Origin of the sequence: Affinundibacterium seohonense, assembly GCF_014284305.1 — a bacterium.
GTDB classification, from domain to species: Bacteria; Pseudomonadota; Gammaproteobacteria; order Burkholderiales; family Burkholderiaceae_D; genus Undibacterium; species Undibacterium seohonense.
On the sequence record NZ_JACOFW010000011.1, the window covers coordinates 57,595 to 78,572 of the forward strand.

At 45.8% G+C, this 20,978-nt stretch carries 17 protein-coding genes; 12 read left to right on the top strand and 5 right to left on the bottom strand.

What is annotated here, in order from left to right:
* Positions 1-168 precede the first annotated feature (168 nt).
* Positions 169-2,388 carry a carbohydrate binding family 9 domain-containing protein gene (locus tag H8K52_RS11255; RefSeq protein WP_186923001.1) on the bottom strand — a complete coding sequence of 740 codons (2,220 nt, stop codon included), beginning with the start codon at positions 2,386-2,388 and terminating at the stop codon, positions 169-171.
* A gap of 359 nt (positions 2,389-2,747) precedes the next feature.
* On the opposite strand from H8K52_RS11255, the gene H8K52_RS11260 reads away from it, so the two are divergent.
* The 5 genes from H8K52_RS11260 to H8K52_RS11280 all read left to right on the top strand — a co-directional run bounded on the left by H8K52_RS11260 (position 2,748) and on the right by H8K52_RS11280 (position 7,270).
* Positions 2,748-3,878 carry a sensor histidine kinase gene (locus tag H8K52_RS11260; protein ID WP_186923002.1) on the top strand — a complete coding sequence of 377 codons (1,131 nt, stop codon included), beginning with the start codon at positions 2,748-2,750 and terminating at the stop codon, positions 3,876-3,878.
* Entirely contained in the window at positions 3,868-4,641 is a 774-nt protein-coding gene (locus H8K52_RS11265; RefSeq protein WP_186923003.1) for a LytR/AlgR family response regulator transcription factor, read from the top strand. Before H8K52_RS11260 ends, H8K52_RS11265 begins: the two co-directional genes overlap by 11 nt.
* A 144-nt stretch (positions 4,642-4,785) precedes the next feature.
* Positions 4,786-5,847, top strand: coding sequence for an AraC family transcriptional regulator (locus tag H8K52_RS11270; protein ID WP_186923004.1), 1,062 nt, complete (start codon positions 4,786-4,788; stop codon positions 5,845-5,847).
* A 52-nt stretch (positions 5,848-5,899) separates the two neighbouring features.
* Positions 5,900-6,787, top strand: a complete 888-nt coding sequence (locus tag H8K52_RS11275) for a type 1 glutamine amidotransferase domain-containing protein (protein ID WP_186923005.1) — start codon at positions 5,900-5,902, stop codon at positions 6,785-6,787.
* A 36-nt stretch (positions 6,788-6,823) separates the two neighbouring features.
* On the top strand, positions 6,824-7,270 hold the full coding sequence (locus H8K52_RS11280) for a nuclear transport factor 2 family protein (protein ID WP_186923006.1): 447 nt from the start codon (positions 6,824-6,826) through the stop codon (positions 7,268-7,270).
* An 84-nt stretch (positions 7,271-7,354) separates the two neighbouring features.
* Here the strand turns inward: H8K52_RS11280 and H8K52_RS11285 are convergent, their stop codons facing one another.
* On the bottom strand, positions 7,355-9,559 hold the full coding sequence (locus tag H8K52_RS11285; protein WP_186923007.1) for an OsmC domain/YcaO domain-containing protein: 2,205 nt from the start codon (positions 9,557-9,559) through the stop codon (positions 7,355-7,357).
* A gap of 351 nt (positions 9,560-9,910) precedes the next feature.
* Between H8K52_RS11285 and H8K52_RS11290 the strand changes: the two genes are divergently transcribed.
* Entirely contained in the window at positions 9,911-10,825 is a 915-nt protein-coding gene (locus H8K52_RS11290) for a YihY/virulence factor BrkB family protein (protein ID WP_186923008.1), read from the top strand.
* Between the two features lie 67 nt (positions 10,826-10,892).
* Here the strand turns inward: H8K52_RS11290 and H8K52_RS11295 are convergent, their stop codons facing one another.
* From H8K52_RS11295 to H8K52_RS11305, 3 genes are all read right to left on the bottom strand, one after another.
* Complete coding sequence (locus H8K52_RS11295; RefSeq protein ID WP_186923009.1) at positions 10,893-11,048, bottom strand: hypothetical protein; 156 nt, start codon at positions 11,046-11,048, stop codon at positions 10,893-10,895.
* Between the two features lie 461 nt (positions 11,049-11,509).
* Positions 11,510-12,058 carry a thymidine kinase gene (locus tag H8K52_RS11300; protein ID WP_186923010.1) on the bottom strand — a complete coding sequence of 183 codons (549 nt, stop codon included), beginning with the start codon at positions 12,056-12,058 and terminating at the stop codon, positions 11,510-11,512.
* A 115-nt stretch (positions 12,059-12,173) separates the two neighbouring features.
* A complete protein-coding gene (locus tag H8K52_RS11305; protein WP_186923011.1) occupies positions 12,174-13,862 on the bottom strand; it encodes a mechanosensitive ion channel family protein in 1,689 nt (562 codons plus the stop codon).
* A 199-nt stretch (positions 13,863-14,061) separates the two neighbouring features.
* Between H8K52_RS11305 and H8K52_RS11310 the strand changes: the two genes are divergently transcribed.
* The 6 genes from H8K52_RS11310 (at position 14,062) to H8K52_RS11335 (ending at position 20,941) form a co-directional block, all read left to right on the top strand.
* Positions 14,062-14,583: a Fur family transcriptional regulator gene (locus H8K52_RS11310; RefSeq protein ID WP_186923012.1), complete on the top strand. Its 522-nt coding sequence runs from the start codon at positions 14,062-14,064 to the stop codon at positions 14,581-14,583.
* A 37-nt stretch (positions 14,584-14,620) separates the two neighbouring features.
* The gene (locus tag H8K52_RS11315; protein ID WP_186923013.1) at positions 14,621-15,697 is read left to right on the top strand and encodes a CobW family GTP-binding protein; all 1,077 of its coding nucleotides are present in this window, start codon (positions 14,621-14,623) and stop codon (positions 15,695-15,697) included.
* A 322-nt stretch (positions 15,698-16,019) separates the two neighbouring features.
* A complete protein-coding gene (dksA, locus tag H8K52_RS11320) occupies positions 16,020-16,475 on the top strand; it encodes an RNA polymerase-binding protein DksA (protein ID WP_186923014.1) in 456 nt (151 codons plus the stop codon).
* 185 nt (positions 16,476-16,660) lie between these two features.
* Positions 16,661-17,038 (top strand): hypothetical protein, encoded by a 378-nt coding sequence (locus H8K52_RS11325; RefSeq protein WP_186923015.1) that lies wholly within the window; start codon positions 16,661-16,663, stop codon positions 17,036-17,038.
* Between the two features lie 103 nt (positions 17,039-17,141).
* Positions 17,142-19,139, top strand: coding sequence for a TonB-dependent receptor (locus H8K52_RS11330; protein ID WP_186923016.1), 1,998 nt, complete (start codon positions 17,142-17,144; stop codon positions 19,137-19,139).
* A gap of 398 nt (positions 19,140-19,537) precedes the next feature.
* Positions 19,538-20,941, top strand: a complete 1,404-nt coding sequence (locus H8K52_RS11335; RefSeq protein WP_186923017.1) for an STAS domain-containing protein — start codon at positions 19,538-19,540, stop codon at positions 20,939-20,941.
* The last annotated feature ends 37 nt before the right edge of the window (positions 20,942-20,978 follow it).

Below are 20,978 nucleotides of genomic sequence, written 5' to 3' on the forward strand. Positions count from 1 at the left end.
TGTAAAGTGAAAGAACGAGTGTGTGCAATCTTTTTGATCTGAATGGCCTGGTATAGCGCCTGATCAGCCAGAATATATCAACGACGCTACATAGTTCCGTGGAATAAGATTTCAACGAAAAGAGTCAGTGCATCGAATATCGCGTGGTCTTCACATGGATTGACCTTGTTAAAACAGATAGCTCATTTTCACGAAGAATCGTTTTCCGGTATGCAGATCCAGATGATTTGTTGATGTCGACTGTAGCAGACCATTCTCATCATGATACAAACGGAGATTTTCCTGCCGATTAACATAACCGATATACATACTTGATCCCGGGCTCAATACATAACGTAGTTGTAGGTTGGTATTCAGACTTTTCTCGTTCTTTAGCTTGCTCCATCGTGGGTTCGCAGTGAGATTGTGGTAATCCATGATGAAGCTTGCGCCCCAATAATTGTCGAGCTGATAGGATAAATTGAAGCGCGCCAAGCGATCACGATAGATTGTTCCCTTTGTATGTCGCAAATCATTCCAAAAATAGCTGCTGTCGAGACGAATATGGCGTCCGATCAACCATTTCAATTTGACTTGGGCATTGCGAGCATCACCACTTAAAACCTGAGGATCTTGGAACTGATAGTTGAGCGCTTGCCTTTGACCAAATTTAATCGTGCTATTGAGTTCAGGTAGTGTCCGTGAATTCCAACCAGCGAGCCAACCTGAAGTATGAAGTCGTCTATCCGCAAGACTTTCTGACTGCTGCGTGCTTTCCAAAGTGAAGGTATTGGCGCGTTTGGCTTTGATTGTGTAGAGAAGCTGCATCCTTTGATCTTGGAAAATACGATGCTGATTGTCGGTTTGCATTGCGATCGCTTTTAGCTCTTGTGTGAGAAACCAATCAGTAGGAGTCCCAAACCAAGTGTAATTGGCTTGCTGTTCGTGCTGCCTAATATCCTTACGAGGGATAAATCCCAAGCTAGCGTCAAAGTCTTTTCCTATGCTGGTGTATTTTCCGGTGTAGGTGAATGATCGCGAGCCATAGATGGCTTCTATGTAGGCGAGTTGATCTTTGGTAGTGGTTTGTGTGGCAGTTTGACTTTTTGCTAGCTGCCCCGTGAATATCCAGTTGGGTAATGGGGTGATTCGTACATCTGCGCCTGCGACTGAATTTGTTTGATTCCCTTGCGTCCTATGACTCACCAGTAGCCCCAGATTGCCAGACTTTCCAATATCGGTTTGACCACGAAATACACCGATATTGGCATTTTCCGCATTGAGATCGGATGTATCGTTGATGATTAGGCCGCCGACGGCGAGCCGATCTTGTCGTCCAATGACGCGTACGCCAGCGTCCGGATCAACGATACGACGTGAAAAAAATAGGGGCAAAGGTGTTTTGAAGAAACCGGCATTTTCTAAAAAAAATGGACGCTTTTCTGGGAATAGGGTTTCAAAGCGCTTATCCACTAATACTTGTGGCTCATCGCTCTCGACTTCGGAGAAATCTGGATTCAAAGTCAGATCAACGGTAGCCGTATTGTTCCAAACATATTTGGCGTCGACTCCAATTTGGGTTTTTTGTTGCTGGGAAAAGGAAGTGTATTTCCGCCCTTGTTTGTCCATCATCGTTAAAAATTTATCTTTACCACTAAAAAGATAAGGATTGAGCTGAAAGTTTCTTTGCGAGGGAATGCGATCATGAATGACCACAGATTCAAATTGGTCGACAATGGTGGGCTTTTGTCTCGAGATATGAGGCCAACTAACGAATTCCGTAAACTCAGGAATATAGCGCGCGATAGAGAGCCCCCATTCTTGTTTTTCACCGTTGGAGAATCGCAAGCTTTTAAACGGTATCGCAATTTTTACAATATAGCCAAAATCAGTCAGTTCGCCTTCGCTTTGCCATTGGGTATCGAAATCGAAATCTTCTTCTTTGCCTTCGATATAGCTGGAATCTGCTTGCACACCGAGCGGCGTGACGTAAAACACAAATGCACGTTGCCCGTCTTTGAAAGTATCAATTTGCAGTAAGACAAAATCCTCTCCACCATTATTTTCACGCCGCGAATGTCGTGCAATGAGATGTTTTGGGTTGGCATGGGCGACAAAGATGGCATATAGGTTTTGATAGTCGTAAGAAAGATAGGCTTTGGTTGCATAGCTAGGAATGCGACCATCAACGGGAGATTGCTGCACGAACTGATTAATTTCAATTCCGGTTGTAGAGGCTGTTCTATTGGGTTCTCGATAATCTTTTAGTTGTGGAGGGCTATCGACTTTCGGTATGTTTAGCTGTGCCTGTGCATGGAGACTGAAAAATGCGAACAGCAGGATCATGGATAACTTTTTTGACCAAGTTTTGAACATCTGTTTTAAATGTTCTTTGAATGAATGTGTCATGTGTTCTGCGATTATTTTTATCATGTGTCGTCCAAGTTAAATTAAATTGGATGGCAATTATGTCGGTTGCGTACCTAGGTTTCATTGCAAAAGTGACAGATAACTATCCTGGTGTGATAAGCAGCGCATGCTGATTTTCGACATTGAAAAAAGTAATTTGAGTGACTTTAAATTTGCAACGTTGGTGCGTGTTGGTCAGCTTGAGTCGCAGCGAGGAGCGCCGGTCGGAAGGCGCAAAGATCGAAGTTCGAGACGCTATTTAGCTTGTCAAACTAGGAATGTGATGAACCCACATTTTGACGTGATGGAATGCAGTTGAAGTTACTTCACTAGGAATTTATCGCGTTATACTAATACTTATGATTAGCACGACACATTCCTCATTGCCCTTCGCATTTAAGTTTCCTAATTGGAAGAGGCCGCTGGTTTTTTTACTCTATAACTTACTCGGGTGGGGCTCATTATGTGTGTTGATTGCCTTGGCGATTTATAGCGAAGATTTGCGTAATGGAGAGCGTGCGCAATTTGGCACGATATTTGTGAATTGGGTCGCGGCAGCTTTGGTATTAGCGCCACTCTCTTGGATCTTATATTTTTTATCTTGCCGATGGGAGGAGTATCTCAATCATGCACGCGTCGTCTTTCTAACTTATTTACTTTCCTTTCTGTTCATTATCCCTTGGCATGTGTTTAATGCAGCGTTCGCTCTGATTTGGGCACGCAAGGAAATTCCGTTTTGGGATCGTGTGATTGCCTATGAAAATGCGGTTTGCCTATTTAGAATTTGTGCGATTACCGCCATTTTTGCCGCTGTCTTGGGTTTGCGCTTGTGGCAGCAAAATCAAAAACGTTTAGCTGCCTTACGTGACCAGCGCGAGCATGGTTTGCGCTTGAGTCTGGCGTTAGAACAACAAAATCTCGCGATGTTAAAAGCGCAGCTAGAACCGCATTTTATGTTTAACTCCTTGAACGCACTGTCGGGTTTAGTCCGCTCTGCGAATAGTGAGAGTGCCTTGATTGCGATTGAAAAGCTGAGTGAGTTATTACGCTACTCTTTAGCTTCTGGCGAAATGACGTGGGTGAGTATTGAAGATGAGGTACAGTGCCTGAATGATTATTTGTGCTTGCAGAAGTTGCGATATGGTGAGCGTTTAAAAGTACAGATTCATGGTGTAGATGCTGCCGTACTCGCTTATGATTGCCCGCCTTTTCTATTACAACCATTGCTAGAGAATGCGCTGCGTCATGATTTGGAATGCCATAAAGGTGAAAGCGATATCGTTTTCGAGTTTAGTTTGCGTAGCAGCGGTTTGTTCTGTTGTGTGAGTAATCCTGTTCATGCAGGAATTGCGAGTTCGCCGGGTTTTGGTCTTGGCCTTAAAACCTTGAAAGCACGTCTCCATTCTTTGTATCATGGTGCTGCCACCCTTAGTGCTGGAAAAGTGGATCAGCGTTTTCAAGTCGAAATATTTTTGCCAAATGAGTATTAAGGCGATTGTTGTCGACGACGAAGAGCTTGGTCGACTTAATTTGCAATGCGCACTTCGTAATCATCCCGATTGGCATGTGCTGGCACTGTGTGAAAGTGCGAGTGAAGCCGAGCAAGTATTGGACAACAATCAGGTTGATGTCATTTTTCTCGATATCCATATGCCCGAAACTTCAGGCATTGATCTCGCTAAACGTCTGTCTAAAACCAATGCGCCGCCCGTGATTATTTTTGTGACGGCACACAGTTGTTATGCCCTACATGCCTTCGAGTGTTTTGCGATGGATTATCTATTAAAGCCGTTTTCGAATACGCGGTTGTCAGAAGCGCTTGTGCGAGCTGCTGAAACGGTACACATGCGAGGGAATAGCGACTATGGTAAATCCTTGCATGCCTATTTAGAGGCTGGCTCGATACCGCAAAATAAATATCTACAACAGGTCGCCATACGGAGTCTCGGCGAGATTGAACTGCTTTCGCTGGATCAAGTCGGTTACGTTTCTACTGCGGGCAACTATGTCGAATTACATGCGAAGCAAGGATGTAAATTGTTACGAGTTACGATGAATACCTTGGAACAAAAATTAGATCCAGCAATTTTTGTTCGCATTCATCGTGGTTATATCGTACGCGCTACACATATTGTAAAGCTCAGTAATTTTACGAATGGCGCGGCGAAATTGATCCTTAGCTGCGGCACGACTTTACCGGTGAGTCGAGCCTACTTGCAGACGGTCAAGGAGATGATGGTTGATGTTTTATGAGGCGCCATAATGGCCGCACTGTCGATCTCAGTTTACTTTGATGGTCAAACGAAAATACGTCATTGTGCTGATCACCTAAATCGATGTAATAGCCTTAATTTTCCATAAAACTATCTGCGTGATTTCGCATCAACAAGTTTGAATATGTTTAGCAATCACTTATTGTTCTTTTTTGCCGCCCTCGGTTCTTTTAACGGTCTGGCACTCTCGCTTTACTTGTTGATTACAAGCTCTGTGTCTATCGCCCAGCGTTGGTTGGCGATCTTGATTTTGATGGTTAGCATTCGTACCGGCAAATCCGTCGCGCTTTTTTTCTTATCGGATACGCCATCCATCGTGATACAAATTGGATTGACAGCCTGCTTTTTCATTGGCCCCTGTTTGTATTTTTTTGTGCGTAGTAGTTTAAGCAGCGCGACTAGTTTGGGATCTTGGGAACGCACTCATTTGTTGCTAATCGGTGTTGTGGCGATGTTCGTGAATCTGATGTTGCCTTATGCCCATCATACATCCCTCTGGCATGGTGCCATTGTCCAAACAATTTCTTGGCTTTGGTTTGCTTATCTGCTCATTAGCAGTGCTTTGTTAGTACAGCAAAGGCATCGTTTGCCCACCGCTAATGCACGACGTTTGTTACTGACGCTAGTCGCGGGGCTTTGGATCATCTGGTTCGCTTATTTTTTGTCTGGCTACACCTCTTACATTGTTGGCGCATTGTCGTTTTCATTTGTTTTGTACTTGTGTTTGATCGTGGCATGGGGATGGCGACATGGTCAGGCGCCAGTAGAACCCTATCAGAAGAGACGAATCGATACACCAGAAGCGGTCAACGAACTGCAAGCCCTAGCCAATTTAATGTCAACCGAACGATTGTTTCTGGATCCGTCGCTCAGTCTGCCGCGTTTGTCGCGACGGTTGGGCGTGCCTCAGGCGAGATTGTCGCAATTACTGAACGATAATAATGGCACCTCATTCAAACAATATCTGACTGGCTTACGCTTGGCGGAAGCACAGCGCTTGCTTGTGCAAACGCCGCAACTCCCATTAGAGAGCATCGCCGAGGCTGCGGGTTTCCAGTCGATGTCAACTTTTTACGCCGCCTTTAAAAAAGCCAATGGATGTACGCCCTCAGTCTATCGAGAGCAAAATCAAACTCCGGAAACAGGTTTCAGGACTCCTGAAACACTTGCTAAGACTTTGATTTAGAAGATTTTGTTTAGTATGAAAGCTCCTTCAACTTTCAATGGAGCTTTCAACGATGCTTTGTAATCGAAACAATTCTATGCGGCCGATGTTGCTGATGCTGGTAATGGCGCTGTGCCTGTGGTGCGCCGGAACCACGCAAGCGAAAGCACATGTTCCTCTAAGTAATACCTCACTAGCAGAAGTGACACCCCAGTCAGCCCATCTGCTTGCAGCAACCATTTCTACTGAAGCAGAAAAAACATCCCAGACCAAATCATCCGGTCGTGTCTTATTTATTTTATCGAGCAGTCGATTTCATGGTAACTCTAGTTTGCCCGCGAGTGTGAGTTTTGGTGAAGTGGTCAATGCCTGGGATATTTTCGTCACGGCTGGTTATGCGGTTGATTTTGTCTCTCCTGCCGGTGGCGCTGTGCCAATTGATCCCACGGTGCTGGGACCACGCTTAACTGCGCGCTTGCAGGACCGACGCATCATGGATGGACTGGAGCGCACTGCAAAGCCAGAACAGATTGATGCCAATCTATATCAAGCCGTGTATTACGTCGGCGGTAGCAATGCCATTTATCAAGTCGTTGATGATCAAAACTTGCAGCACATTTCCCGTAAGGTTTATGAACGTGGCGGTGTGGTTTCTGCGGTTTGTCATGGTACGGCTGGGATTGCGCGTTTAAAACTCAGCGATGGTAAGTACTTGGTCGATGGCAAGCGGGTTACCGGCTATCCCGAAGAATACGAAGATCGCACCGCCGGTTACTTTCAACATTTTCCGTTTCTGATTCGTCAAACCATAGAACAGCATGGCGGTATATTTAACGCACCTGACCCTGAAAAGCCGCATATGGAAATCGATGGCCGGTTGGTGACGGGTCAAAATTATCCATCTGCACCCTTAGTTGCCAACGCGGTAGTGCAATTGCTACAGCAAAAAACCTCCCAATAAACTTTTGTTTTCTCTTCACTTTCAAGGAATTAAATGATGAAAAAATTTTTAACATTAATCGTCTTAGTCTGTGCCATAACCGGCGTGTCCCAGCCAGCTCTCGCGCAAGTCCAGCAGCACAAGGAGTTTGCAGCAGTCGATCAAACAATGAAAACGATGATGCAGGCGTTTAGAGAAGGACGTGGTGATTTAGGTTTGCTAGTTGCAAGAAAAGATGCCGTGGTCTTGGGATACTCGAACCGGCAGCAAAAAGTGATTACGCAGACGGGAGAGGAATGGCTGCAAGGTTTTCCCGGGAAACCAGCCGAAGACGAAGCGCAGCGTCATCGGCTATATACGATTTTAGATATCAGCGACACTGGTGCGGTAGTCAAAGTCACACTGGACTATCCGCAATGGTTAGGAGTGGATTACCTTGCGCTGAATAAGATTGATGGACAGTGGAAAATCGTCAGTAAATCTTGGAGTGGGACGCGTAAATAGTTATTGCAAATAAACAGATGATCGCTAGTTCAACTGCACAGTTTTGGCAGTTGAACTAGTTCTCTGTTTCCTAAGTTAAATGTTTTAGCGCGATGTGCTGAAGAATCTACTACGCGCCACATGCAACTTCTTATAACTATCAATCAAACGCTGATGTCTATCCAATCCTTCCAGTTTCATGCTGGTTGGTGTTAAGCCGTAGAAGCGCACACTGCCTTCCATAGAGCCATAGACTGCATCCATGCGTTCATTACCAAACATGCGACGGAAATTGTGTTCGTAGTCGTCGTGGTCGAGTTCATCATCTAACTCGACTTCCAACACGACATTCAAAGCTTGATAAAATAAACCACGGTCAACGGTGTTGTCGTTGTATTGCAAGAAGCTCTGTACTTGTTCATGCGCGTCTTCAAATTCCTGCAAGGCGAGATTGATCAGGAGTTTGAGTTCGAGCACAGTGAGTTGACCCCACACCGTGTTTTCATCAAACTCAATACCGATTAAAGTGGCGATGTCGCTGTATTCGTCGAGTTCATTGTTCTCTAAGCGCTCAAGTAAGGATTCGAGTGCATCGTCATCCAGTGTATGTAAATTCAAAATATCTTCGCGGAACAACAGTGATTTATTGGTGTTATCCCAGATGAGATCTTCAACTGGATACACTTCAGAATAGCCTGGTACCAATATACGACAGGCGGTTGCGCCGAGTTGATCGTAGACTGCTTGATAAACTTCTTTGCCCATGTCTTTGAGAATGCCAAACAAAGTGGCAGCTTCGTCAGCATTGGAATTTTCACCATGGCCGGAAAAGTCCCAGTCGACAAATTCGTAGTTGGCTTTTGCACTGAAGAAGCGCCACGAGACCACACCGCTTGAGTCGATAAAGTGTTCAACAAAATTATTTGGCTCAGTGACGGCGTTGCTAACAAAAGTCGGTGGCGGCAAGTCATTCAGACCTTCAAAACTACGACCTTGCAGTAATTCGGTTAAGCTACGTTCGAGTGCTACTTCTAAACTTGGATGCGCGCCGAACGAGGCAAATACGCCACCAGTACGTGGGTTCATTAAAGTGACGGACATGACTGGATATTGTCCACCAAGTGAGGCGTCTTTTACTAAGACAGGAAATCCTTGCTCTTCTAAACCTTGAATGCCAGCCAAGATGCCTGGATATTTCGCCAGCACTTCTTGCGGCACATCTGGTAAGGTGATTTCGCCTTCTAAGATTTCGCGCTTGACTGCCCGCTCGAAAATTTCAGATAAACATTGCACTTGCGCTTCCGCTAAAGTGTTACCAGCACTCATGCCATTACTCGCGAATAAGTTTTCGACGAGATTAGACGGGAAATAAACCGTTTCGCCATCCGATTGACGTACGAATGGCAAGCTGCAAATACCGCGTTCGCTATTGCCAGAATTAGTATCGATCAGATGTGAGCCACGCAATTCTTTGTCTGGGTTGTAAATTGCTAAGCTATAAGCATCCAAAATCTCTTTGGGCAACGCATCTTTTTTTCCGGGCTTGAACCATTTCTCATTCGGGTAGTGCACGAATTCGGCGTTCGCGATATCTTCGCCCCAGAATGAGCCCGCGTAAAAGTGATTGTTGCTCAGACGTTCTATGTATTCGCCGAGAGCGGAAGCTAAAGCACTTTCTTTGGTCGCACCTTTGCCGTTAGTGAAGCACATCGGTGAATGCGCGTCGCGAATATGCAGTGACCATACATTCGGAATGATATTGCGCCAAGACGCGATTTCGATTTTGATGCCGAGTCCTGCCAACAAGCTCGACATATTCGCGATGGTTTGTTCAAGCGGCAAATCCTTACCGAGTATGTAGGTGGCAGCGTTCGCATCAGGATTTAAAGTCAGCAAGGCTTGCGCATCGGCATCCAGATTCTCGACTTCTTCAATCACAAATTGCGGACCTTCTTGCACCACTTTTTTCACTGTGCAGCGTTCAATCGAACGCAAAATACCTTCGCGATCTTTGGCAGAAATGTCGGCGGGCAACTCGACTTGGATTTTGAAAATCTGCGCGTAGCGATTTTCCGGATCGACGATATTATTTTGCGAAAGACGAATATTCTCGGTTGGGATATTGCGCGTGTTGCAGTACAACTTCACAAAATACGCCGCACACAAAGCCGATGAAGCGAGGAAGTAATCAAACGGCCCCGGTGCAGAACCATCGCCTTTATAACGGATAGGCTGATCGGCGATCACCGTGAAATCATCGAACTTGGCTTCGAGGCGAAGTTTATCGAGAAAGTTGACTTTAATTTCCATGAGAGGGTTCCAAAAAGGCGGACTACATAGCGTTAGGTGTGAATTAGCCGCCATTATCCTAGATTCCACAGTTGCCCGCTCAATTTCGTCGTCGCACGCCTTTCGCTATCTTAGCTAAACAGAGGATCGTTCTATGAATAACACGACCATAGAAGTGTGTTGCCGTACAGACTACGGATCTTGTTTGGCATAGGCTTCGTAAAAACGATAGTGATATGGCTATATTAAATTGCGGCCATATGAACGATCACTAACTCCTTTTCAAAATGTCGACTTTTATCTGCATCCCTTCTGTGTTGTCGTTGCATCCTAAATAGTCTCCACCTCATACAAATGGCTCGGACATAAACAATGAAAATAAAACTGCCAGGCGTCGTGCAAAGAATGCGATACGTGGTCAATTGTGCTGTGAATGATTGGTTCAATCATCGTGATGCCAGCAAAGGTGCAGCGCTCGCGTTCTACACGTTGTTTTCGATGGCACCGATCTTGGTGTTGGTGATCGCCGTTGCGGGAACGTTTTTTGGTAAACAAGAAGCGCAAACCGAGATACTTAGTCAACTGCGTCAATTGCTCGGCGCGCAGGGCGCCGATGCTATACAACTTATCTTGACTGGCGCGAGCGATCAGGTGCAAGGCTTGCGTGCCACGGTGATCGCCACTGTCCTCTTGCTATTCGGCGCGACCAGTGTGTTTGCAGAATTAAAAGCTAGCCTTGATGAAATTTGGGAACTCCCGATCACACGTGAATTGTCGCTATGGGATTTTCTGCGTACCCGTTTATTATCGTTTGGCTTGGTACTGGTGCTGGCATTTCTCATGATGGTCTCACTCGTGCTCAGTGCCGCACTCGCCTTACTGGAACACTATTGGGGTGGCATCTGGAAAGACGCGGCGCCGCTTCTCTCAATGATGGCCGGACTCATTGGTTTTAGTGTTATCGCGACCTTGTTTGCCGTGATCTATAAAATGTTGCCTCGGGTACGCCTATCTTGGTACGACGTTTTGATCGGCTCTCTGGGGACGGCGGCGTTATTCACCCTTGGAAAATTTTCCATTGGTCTGTACATCGGCAACGGCAGCGTTTCCAATAGTTTTGGTGCCGCTGGCTCGATTGTGGCGCTGCTGTTATGGGTCTATTATTCAGCGCAAATCTTCTTTCTAGGCGCTGAATTTACCCGGCATTATGCTTTGCATTTTGGCAGTCTCAAGAAGGCCAATACACTAGCAAAAACTGACGGCGAGACCAAAGCCATTGCGACGTGACTCAATGTGTAGATGAGTGCATGTATGCATGCCCTCATCTGTCTTTGATCCAAATTGCCCGCGTTACTTAGCGCGCACCCTTGTGATCTTTTTGGCCATCATTTTTATGCCTGCCAGCGACTTCTTTTACTTCCGCCTTCTGCTTTAGCGTGTTTAACGTATCAGTCCTTGATGGTTGGCTATTCATCTGCTTGGGGTTTTTGTTTGGTGTTTCTTGTTTCATAAAATTCTCCTAAAAGACGATCGGTTCATTGGTTCATTGGTGCATTGGTACATGAAAACGACACCAACATGAAACACCATGCGCTTACCTGCAAAGGAACACGGTGCGTTAAGCAACATTGTGGAAGTGGATAGCAAATAACGGAGACTGCTGGGTTCGGTGAGGCGGTTTTTCGCGGAGGGAACACCCGCCATAGACATTTGAATTGTTTCGTACGCAAGCCTTTCCGTCGAGGGATTACATCCATGACTTATAAGCTCGTCGGTGGTTTACAGAGAGAATGACGGGGCAGGACTGGCACCATTTTGTGCTGATGCCGATGGCTTGATTTGACAGTGAAAATGGTATTGCGTTGAGATTTTTTACGCTTTTTCGACCTAAGCGTATGGGGGCAGTGAGGCGGTCTCTACTTGACGTATTGACTGCCGATTGATGTTGTCTGACTCGATCAAAAGCCTAGATCACTGATAAAAACACCGTCCACACACATGCTGATAGCGCTCATTGCCGCCGATATCAATTTGTTCGCCAGCGGTCATGCGTTTGCCTTGGGCATCGACACGGATATTCATGGTGGCTTTTTTGCCGCAGGTGCAGATGTTTTTTAATTCTTCGATGGTGTCGGCCAAGGTCATCAAATAGCCAGAGCCGCGGAAAGGTTCGCCGAGAAAATCGCTGCGTAATCCATAGCAAATGACAGGTATACCTCTGACATGAGCGAGGCGGTGCAGCTGCTTGACTTGTTCGGGGGATAAAAACTGGGCTTCATCGACGAGGATGCAATTAACCGCTGGCGCGTTGCTGAAAAAATCAAAGCCGGCATCAAAGGTCGCGGCATCACGCTGTGGACCCAAGCGAGACGTGATTTTGCCTGTGCCATAGCGATTATCGATGGCAGCAGTGTATAAACACACGCTTTGCCCTTGTTCTTCATAATTGTGTGCGACTTGTAGCAGTGCGGTGGATTTGCCGGCATTCATTGCCGAGTATCGAAAGTATAACTTTGCCAATTCTGTATTCCTGTCAAGATGTGTGCCGATAGCTGGGTGGGCGTTATACCATTCCTAGGGTAAGCGCGGCAACCCAGTTTTGCGAACGACGGCATTAGAAACGCCAGTACAGGGTTTAAGTCCTGTCGATCGTCGTGTTTGCTGGTGCTCGGAACCAGCCTTCTTTTGGCACTACTTTTTCCTTTTCAGGATCAGCCAAGTAATGTGGTGACATAATTTGCACATTGTATTCGTTAAAAACATCTTGAATATTTGCGTGCAACTGACTCATCACTTCTGCACGTGGTATCGGGTCACCCGGCACCGCCTGACAAATTAGCAGATATTCTGGATAAAAGTCGGAGAGTGCGGTTTGAAATACTTTGGGTGCTGGCGTACTCAGGACACTGTCGGTACGGCGCGCCGCTTCGATCAACATGGCTTCCACTTGACGCCAAGGGGTGTCATAGCCGATTGTCACCTTGGTGTCGACGACAAAGCCAGGGCCTTCGACCGCGCGTGAATAATTCTTGGTGACATTGCCAAGTACTAAAGCGTTGGGCAGCGTGATTTCTAAACCCATGCCATTGCGCAGTCGTGTGGTGAACATGCCGAGATCGGTGATTGTGCCTTCATGTCCATTCACATGGATGAATTCGCCTCGACGATAAATTCTTGAGTAAGTCAGGATCAATCCACTTGCGGCTTGTGCTATCAGACTAGAGGCACCAAGCGAAATCATCAGACCGACTAAGACCGAAACACCTTTAAAGGCCTCGGTACCCGAGCCTGGTAAATATGGATAGGCCATGGTTAAGGCAAATAGCCAGATCGCCACTTTAACAATGCGTCGGGTTGGTGCGACGACGTCGGCAGCTAACCAGCTGACTGTTAAGCTACCATTTTCAATGCGGTCAAAAAGCGCATTGAAGGCTTGTACCACCAGTTTAGCCAAAAAGAAAATGACACAGGCGGTAAATAAATCCGGGATGGCTTTTAGCATCGCGCCACTGATACTGGCGATGATGCCGACTAAATAGGTGTTTAATTGCTCGCCTAATGGCCGGGTAAAGGGAAACTGAGAGAGGCAAAAGCTTAGCCATTCATAGGTCATCAAGAAAATAATGAGCCAGGAAAACCATTGTAGAAGTTTTCGCAGTCCGCTTTGTATATGGTCTCGACGGATTAATTTCGCTTGAACTAATTGATGTTCATCGAGTTTTTCACGAGCGAAGGACAGGGTTTGTGCGATAACAAAGCGTCTGGCTTTCAACAATAGCCAAAGTAAACTTACAAAAACCAGACTTGCCAAACCGGTATACGCGCTGGCACGCAGCATTCCTTCGAGACTGCGCCCTTCTTGGGTTTCCTTTATCACTAAGTTGATATGGTTGAGCGCTTGGGCGCTGATGCTGTCTAGGGTTTCTTGTTGATAGGGGTCAATATCATCGGGTGCGATATAAAAGCTACCAGCGCCATCGATTTGAATTAATTTACCAGGCGGCATATCGACGACACTAACTTTGTGCGGCCCATTGCCACTCAGTTGCTGGGTGATGCGACGTTGCGCTCGCACGACTCGTTCTTCGGGTTCGATACCCAGAACGGTGCCACGAAAGCTGACGATGTCACGGTTGAGAATAATCAGATGGGCTTCTTTGTTGAGTGCTTTTAACGCTGGTGCCGTCGCGGTCGCAGTTGTTTGTGTTGTAAAGGCTAAACTGGTAGGGGATAGGCTGAACAGAAATACACTCAACAAGCTCATGCACAATAGTTTGATATGTTCGCGCATTGTTAAGAGTGGTAATTTTTGATTGGTGGGCATATGCAGGAATGATCGCGGTGAGGGAAACGGAGATGTTGCTTAAATCACGGCTAAGCTTAGGAGAATTAGCGGAGGCACGCAACAATTCAATGTGTTTAAAAGTTTCGAATATTGGTCTGATTGGATTGTTGTCTAGTATACGGATTTTGCAACTCAATTGCATTCAGGCATAATATAGCTTTCCCCGTTTGTCTATGCTATGAAAAATCAGCACAAAACCTCTGAAACCCCAGCACCTGATAGCTCAGGTCAGGAATTAGCTGAAGCCAAATTGCGGCAAGCGGAAGTGCGGGTCACGCAAGCCCGTTTAGAAGTCCTGACGGTGCTATTAAGCAAACAGCGCGCGATGTCGCATAACGAGATGCAAGACGCGCTGCCGGCGATGGATAGAGTCACTTTGTATCGGGCGCTAGATTGCTTGGCAGAGGCTGGCCTGGCACATAAGATTACCGGTGATGATCGCGTGTTTCGCTTTAGTACTGGCAGTGAAGTCCAGCAATCCGCTGACCTCAAGCAAGCTTTGATGCCGCCGCAGCACCAGCATGGACACTTCCAATGCACGCGATGCGCGAAAGTGTTTTGCTTGGAGCAGCCCAATGCGGCCAATACTTTGCGCGATCAATTGCAAGCAACCTTGGCATCGACGGCTTTGAAGGGTTTTCAAAGTCATGACATCGAAGTCACGATTAAGGGCTGGTGCGATCATTGTAATCAAGCTTAATTTTACCGATTAAAAAACCATTAGAAGAATTCATACCATGGCACTTATCCCCACCACGATTTTGACTGGCTTCCTCGGTGCTGGCAAAACGACTTTATTGAATCGTATTCTGCAAGAGCAACATGGCTATAAGATTGCCGTTATCGAAAATGAATTTGGGCAGGAAAATATCGATAACGAGATCTTGGTGCAGGACAGTAACGAGCAGATTATCGAAATGAACAACGGCTGTATTTGCTGCACCGTACGGGGTGATCTGATTGTGGCCTTAAATACGTTGATGCAGAAAAAGCAAGCGGGAGAATTGCAGTTTGACCGCGTCATTATTGAGACCACGGGTTTGGCGAACCCAGGGCCGGTAGCGCAAACTTTCTTTGTGGATGAAGAAGTCGGTTTGCATTACATGCTAGATGCGGTCGTAACGGTGGTCGATGCCAAGCACGGCATGATGCAACTAGATGAACATGAAGAGGCGCAGCGTCAAGTTGGTTTCGCTGACAAGATTTTATTGTCGAAAGCCGATCTGGTTAGCGCAGAGGAGGTTACAGCACTAAAGAACCGTTTAGTCAGAATCAATCCTCGCGCTGCCATTTGTGCTGTCGATTTTGGTCAGGTCGCGATTGCCGAAGTCTTGGATCTCAAAGGCTTTAATCTGAATGCTAAATTGGATCTGGATCCTGACTTCTTGCTAGCCGAACAGCACGACCATGAGCACGACCATTGTGATGCTGATTGCGGACATGAGCACGAGCATAAGCATGATCACGAGCACGAACACAAGCACGGTAGCCACAATCATCATCATGCGCATCATAGCGATGATATTGCTGCTTTCGTGTTTAAGTCCACGCGTCCCTTTAATACCGAAAAGCTCGACTATTTCTTAGGTGGCTTAGTGCAAGTTTATGGTCCACGCATGCTGCGCTATAAGGGAGTGTTGTATATGGAACACGCAGATCGTAAAGTTATTTTCCAGGGCGTGCACCAAATTATGGGCACCGACATAGGAGGAAAATGGGGCGACGATGAAACCAAAGAAAGCAAAATGGTGTTTATTGGTAAAAATTTACCAAAAGAGATTTTTATTCAAGGTTTAGAGCAATGTATGGTATAAACTAGCGCCCTATTGAATTGCATCACATGATATTTTTGTGGCAATTGAATAGAGGGCGCTTCCAATAAGTCAAAATTCTAAGCTAGGCTAGGCGCGGAAAAAATTTTAGCCCGCTGCATATGCTTGATATGTAAGGGATAAAATTTTTTCCGCAACAACGTATAGCGACGAAGTTTGGATTATTTGAGGTGCACTAGATTTGAATGCGGAACAAGCACGCTATATACTTGTCCTTGAGGGGAAGTGCGGGGATAACATTCCAATAAGAAGAGTGTTCGAACGCACTTGCGTATATTAACCTGTTGTATCGAAAGTAATCGAAGTGGCAACTAAATCATCTAAATCAACGGCACCAGCTAGTGCACCTGCAGCTCTCCTCACCGAAGAAGAAATTGTGAAGATGGGTGAGAAGGACTACATGAATGACGCGCAATTGGCGTTTTTCAAAGCCCGTCTGCAACAACTTGAAAAAGATTTGTTGAAGAATGCCGACGAAACGACCGAGCATTTGCGTGAAACGGTATTAGTACCAGATCCAGCAGATCGCGCGACCATCGAAGAAGAACATTCTCTAGAGTTGCGTACCCGTGACCGCGAGCGCAAGTTACTGCGCAAAGTGCAGCAATCGATTGCTGCAATTGACGCTGGTGAATATGGTTGGTGCGAAGAAACTGGCGAGCCTATTGGCGTACCACGTTTGATGGCACGACCAACAGCGACTCTGTCCTTAGAGGCACAGCAGCGTCGTGAATTGAAGCAGAAGCTGTACGGCGACTAAGTTAGTATAGTTTTACACTTAAAAAATGCGCAGTCATATCCTGCGCATTTTTTATGAGAGATTACTGCAACTTTGTTGCACCTATTCGATCATAGTGACTTCGGGCTTGTTACTACTACTTACTGATACTAGCCTGTGCTTTACATTGGTGGTCGCTTGTCATTTACGAAAAAAACAAATTAAGCATGTCGAATCGCTTGTTTCACAATAGACGTTTGAAAGCCATTGTCCTGTTGGGGACGATGTTGCTAGTTCTATTGTCGGCGCAATGGCTAGGTTTTGCCCACAGGATGTCACATATCTCGACCATATCCGGTGAGGTCATGAGCCTGGCATCCGATGGCGAAAATTATCTGGGAATTCAAAAACTTCAAAATTCGACAGAATCTAGTATTCATTCCTGTATTTTGTTTGATGCAGCGAGTATTGCTGATGGCTTGCAGCATACTTTTGCCTTGGTAGTTCCGACTGTAATCGTCGCACTGCCGCGCGAGCAAGTGAGGCTCATTCCTTGGTTTGCTTCACTACGAATTTACTTTTTAAGTCGCGCTCCCCCATTCTGAAAAAACATCTTAGCTAAGTCTGACTTGATTGCCAGACGCTGTACGATCATTCATTGATGCCGTTCGCTCGGCCTCTTCTGCTATTTGTTTTTCAGGAACTCCTATGTCTTTACAAAGAACATTGTTAGCTGCCGCTATTTGTGCAGCATTTACGCCATTCACTGCACATGCGCAGTCTTCTGCTACCACGGTGACTGTTTCTGCCAATCCTTTGGGCAAGGAGGAGAGTATGCAGATTTTAAGTCCAACCAAAATTTTGTCGGGCTCGGAATTGCGCTCCAAGATTGGTAGCTCTTTGGGTGAAACCTTGGGTGGTGAACTTGGGGTGAGTGCTTCAGGTTTTGGTGCTGGTGCCTCGCGTCCAATTATTCGGGGTTTGGAGGGGCCGCGGGTTAAAATCTTACAAAACGGAATGGCGGTAGCCGATGTGTCGGGTCTATCAAATGATCATGCTGTTGCCAGCGAAACCGCCAGTTCTCAACAGATAGAAATCTTACGCGGTCCCGCTGCCTTGCTTTACGGTAGTGGTGCGATTGGCGGATTGGTGAATGTGGTTGATGGCCGCATTCCAACCACTTTGAGCAAGCAGCTTAATGGTGAGATGGAATTGAAATATGTGGGCGTGAACGCAGAAAAGAGTGCTTCCTTTTTCCTCGATGGTTCGATTGACGAGATTGCTTTGCACTTAGACGGTAATAGTCGCAATACCAGCGATTATAAGATCCCAGGTTATGGCAGTGCCTACGGTAATGGTGAAGTTAAAGGTCGTTTGCCGAATAGCTTTACACATGAACATAGCTTGGGTTTTGGCGCAACTTTAGTCAAAGCTTGGGGACACATCGGTGCCTCGATACAAACGATGGCAGATCGTTACGGCATTCCAACCGAAGAAATGTCTTACATTGATCTCGACCAAACTCGTTTTGATATTGACGCTGCGGTGTTTAAACCTTTTCTAGTGTTTGACACCCTAAAATTTAAATTGGGATCAACTGACTATAAGCACACGGAAAAGTTGCAAGATGGCACACCCGCTACGGATTTTAAAAATCGAAATCTAGAGACGCGCACCAGTTTGTCACACACGAACTGGCAAGGGTGGGAGGGGAGTATCGGTGTACAAACGGAAAATACCAATTTCTCTGCATTGTCTGCAGAAACGGGTCGTGCTGATACCGTGCCGACTACCCGCAGTACCTCCAATGCGATTTTTTTGGTCGAACAAAAGAATTTTGGCGAAGTGACTTTCAGTGGTGGCGGACGTTTTGAAACCGTAAAACGTCAGCCGCAAGCCAGTTTCAATTTACCTGATCGGCAATTCAATTTGCATTCATTTTCTGTGGGCGCACTCATTCCAGTCGCCAAAGGGTATGCCATTGTCAGCAGTCTATCGACAGCACAGCGGGCGCCAACCACTGAAGAACTGTATTCAAATGGGCCGCATGAATCAACTTTGACTTTTGATATTGGTAACAATCACTTGTTACGTGAAAAATCACGCAATCTGGAATTGAGTGTACAAAAGACTTCAGGCTTAATTCATTGGAAGATCAATGGTTTTATCAATGAGGTTGATAACTACGTTTATGGCGAAATTGATGGTTTGCGTGTAAATGAAGAAGGTGAACACGATCTTGAAGGCGAGTTTACTCAACGGTTTTGGAAACAAGCCGCTGCCACTGTTCGCGGCGGAGAAGCAGAGATCGCTTATAACCAATTTGGTGAAGGGTTTTCTGCCCGTGGTTTTGCTGATACTTCTCGCGGCACCTTAAAGCAACGTGGAAATTTGCCTTTGCAGGCGGCCAATCGGGTCGGAATCGATTTGTCCTATCGTAGTGGCGCCTGGCGCAACACCGTGAGTGTGTTACACGCACAAAAACAAGACCGCTTGGCTGCATCAGAAACCTATGCGACACCTGCGTTTACAAAAGTGGATGTGAATGTGACTTATACTCACCCATACATGAATGCGCAGTTAACCTGGTTTGCACAAGTAAAGAACTTATTGAACCAAGACATCCGATTAGCGACTTCTGTTTTAAAGGAAACCGTACCGCAGCCAATGCGTGGTTTCATTTGCGGCGTTCGAGTTAATTTCTGATTTTTGAAATCCGTTGTTTGCTCTGAGAAAAAATGAGAGATGATCGTTTTTCTTGGAGCAAACGCAAATTTATGTGAAATAAATGTGCTTTAGTCGTGATTCACATCCGGCATTTCGGAGACTTCGGCGTATACTTATAACATTAAGATTTGTATATGAGAAGTGCAAAATTGTCGATATCAGACGGATTCGTAACTCGTAAGGTTGTAGTAGTTTATTAACGATAGTATTTTTATAAACGTTGTAAGTCGGCAAAATTTCGAAATTTCGGTCTATACTTCATATTTGAAACTTTATTTGATTTAGATATATTTAATCGGTTCGCTGTATTATGTGCAGTATCGTGTTTACATGAACTGAAATGGTTTTTTACTTTTTTAATCATTCGTTAGGTTGCCGTGGGGATTTTTAAGCTTTTCGGAAAGAAGCCAGGTCGTGAAGAGAGTAATAGCTCGGACAAGCCAGCTTCCAAGAAAACTCGTGTAAAGGGACAAAATACCGTCATTGGACAATTCCAAGATGACGAAGCTTTGACGCATTCCTTAACCGAGAAAAAGCATATCGCGCGCGCAACCGAGAGAAAGATCGACGCGATTGAATTCGAAATGTCGCGTGATATGGGGCGACCCAAGACCTTGCAGTCGAAGAGTCCGGTTGATGAACCACTCAAACGCACTGGCCCTAATCAATTTCATAGCGATTTCATCGCAACCGATTTCCAGAGTACGATCGCTTTAAGTTTGCCGACCACCGAGTTGCTCCTCGGGCACACGGAGCTTAATGCACCTTCAATGGCACAGACCGAGTCGATTCCCTTGTTGGAAGAGGCCGCGATTTTGTTTGCAACTGGTCAGATTAAAGTTGCAGAGCACATGCTGCGTAGCGCAATTGATTTGGATAATTTAGGGAATGCGACGCCACTAGCCTGGTTTATGTTGTTTGATCTTTATCAGATCGAGCAAAATCAATATGCTTTTGAAAGCCTCTCGCTAGACTATGCTGGCAAGTACGAAACATCACCTCCAGTTTGGCGTAATCCAGAAACTTCAGGCAATGAACCTGAGAGTAAAGACGAGAGTGCGATTCCTAGCCTGACTTTTCCATCGAAGTTGGACGGTGACATTATCAAATTACTGCAGAAACTGAATAACTTTAGTGAAAACAGTAAAGTTTTGAAAATTGATTTTGGTCGGGTCAAATCCGTTGATCCGGTCGGCTGTGGTTTGTTATTACGCGCGATTCGTAACTTGAAAAAGTCCAAGCATGATTTGGTATTGGTTGCCGCGCAAAATCTGACTGAGCAGATTCGCTCGATACTTGAAGTGGGACGTCGTGATGAGACGGAAGCTCCGTGGTTGCTGCTACTAGAGGTTCTGCAGTTATTGCAGTTAAAAGAAGTGTTCGAAGAAGCGAGCATCGATTATTGCGTGACTTTTGAAGTTTCTCCACCCGCTTTCGAAGCGCCGACGAGTAAAGTCACTACGGCAGTGGCAGAGGCCGTTCCAGAAGTTGACACATCTGATCGCTTTTTGATGCCGAAATTTATTGAGGGCAGTACCGATGAATTGGTGAAGCAAATTACTACGCATTCTAAGCTTCACGATTTGGTGATTTTGGATTGCTCGCAGTTGGAGCGTGTTGAATTCGGTGCCTCAGCACAATTGCTGAATGGCTTGGTACCTATTTCGAGCACCAAAAATAAATCGATCCAATTCCATGAAGTGAATTATCTAGTCATGCACCTATTTAATGCCATGGGTTTGAAAAACGTGGCAGCTATTTTCCCCCGCAAGCAATCTTAACTACGTCAAGCGGCCAGTCTTGCAATTGGCAAAAAAC